The 1,537-nt window shown below is 67.9% G+C and carries 2 protein-coding genes; both read right to left on the bottom strand.

Going from position 1 to position 1,537, the window contains the following annotated elements:
- Window positions 1-154: 154 nt before the first annotated feature.
- The gene (locus GPK39_RS09195) at window positions 155-352 is read right to left on the bottom strand and encodes a type II toxin-antitoxin system RelB/DinJ family antitoxin (RefSeq protein WP_118935480.1); all 198 of its coding nucleotides are present in this window, start codon (window positions 350-352) and stop codon (window positions 155-157) included.
- Between the two features lie 46 nt (window positions 353-398).
- Window positions 399-1,454 carry an IS1595 family transposase gene (locus tag GPK39_RS09190; RefSeq protein WP_215675183.1) on the bottom strand — a complete coding sequence of 352 codons (1,056 nt, stop codon included), beginning with the start codon at window positions 1,452-1,454 and terminating at the stop codon, window positions 399-401.
- Window positions 1,455-1,537 lie beyond the last annotated feature (83 nt).

The following is a 1,537-nucleotide window of genomic DNA, read 5'->3' as shown; positions in this document are numbered from 1 at the left end:
GGCTCTGTTAGACCAGGATTGACATTCCGCCCCGTCATCTTCTTGCGATTGCACAATGGTCGCCCCTTGTCGAATCTGAATCCGGCAAGGGGCGATGCGCCCGAGACCGGACGAGTTGCTCGCCTGGCCCTGCCGTTTCATGCCGACCTGCCGGCTAACTCGCCGTCTCCCCGTCGGGCGCCGGCGTCTTGACCCTCATCTCGAACGGCATCCCGCCCTCTCGGACGAGCGCCCTGAGGAACGCGTTGACGGCGGTGGACATGGACAGGCCGAGCTCGTCCAGGATGGCCGTGGCCTCCCTCTTGACCTCCGGGTCGATGCGGATCGTCGTGGCCGGTATGTTCGACGGCATGGCCTCACCCCTCCTCGTGTATCGCGGTGCGACCATTCTACCGCCTCTATGCGGCGGGCGCGGCCCAGTAGTCCATGTAGGGCGGCTCCACGTTGAACATGTCGCGGACGCGGCTCCTGCAGACGCCGTGCGCGAGCTGCCGCGCGACCGTGCGCCCGGCCGCGCCGGAATCGGTCGCCATGAAGGTCCGGCACCACCTGAACCAGGCGAGGTAGGCGTCGAGGTGCTTCGTCGACACGCCCCTGAACGGCTCCATGAAGGCGCCGAGGAGCGAGTGGACGGCGTTGACCCGGTTGATGGTCCCCCCGGAGCGGTCCTTGGGGTCGTAGGCCGCGTGCGCGGCGACCTCGAGCTCGGCGAGGACGCCGACGTAGGCGGCCGCCCTGTCGGTCGCGACGACCGAGCCGGCCGCGATGCGGCCCCTCAGCGCGTCCATGGCGCGCTCCCTCGAAAGGGCGCCCCGCCCCGTGACCTCGAGGAACGTCTCGTTCGAGTCGTTCACTCCGGTCATGACGCAGATCCGCTCGCGCGACAGCCCGCGCCTGTGCACCTGCTTGCCGCGGTGCCGGGAGGGGCGCGGCATCGTGAACGACCCCTTCGCGTGGTTGCCCTTGAACGACTCGGGGAAATAGGTCTCGTCGAGCTCGCAGCCGCAGCCCCGCTCGACCCTGAACGAGGGGGAGTAGGCCGAGAGGCACTCGATCAGCCTGTGGCGCATGGTGTAGGCGGTCTTGAGGCAGACGCGGCAGCGCCTCGCGCATTCGCGCAGGGGCAGCATGAGCGCGAAGCACTCGGCGTAGGCCATCCAGGTCTCCTTCGGGAGCTTGCTCGTCCCCAGGATGCGCTCGCTGCCCATGCCGAAGGTCCTGCCGCAGCCCCGGCAGAGGTAGCGCTGCTCGCCGTTCTTCGATTTGCCCTTCTTCACGACCGCGGCGGACCCGCAGCGCGGGCAGCGTTCGATTTCGTAGGCGGAGCCGGCCGCGTCGTCGAACGCCGCCGCGCGGATCACGTCCCTGACGGACTCGATAGCGCGGCGGCGCTCGGTCTTGCTGAGGTTCGCCATGCCCTTCTTGAAGTTGAGGACCAGGTCTTCGGCGTTCATGCTGCCCCCATCATCGCGGTCTATGGGGTCAACGATATGGCACCGTGGGGACACATGTATGTCAATCCTGGTCTAACAGAGCC

It is taken from the genome of Collinsella aerofaciens (assembly GCF_018785245.1).
Taxonomy (GTDB): Bacteria; Actinomycetota; Coriobacteriia; order Coriobacteriales; family Coriobacteriaceae; genus Collinsella; species Collinsella aerofaciens_AD.
This window is presented reverse-complemented; position numbering and strand designations above follow the sequence as displayed.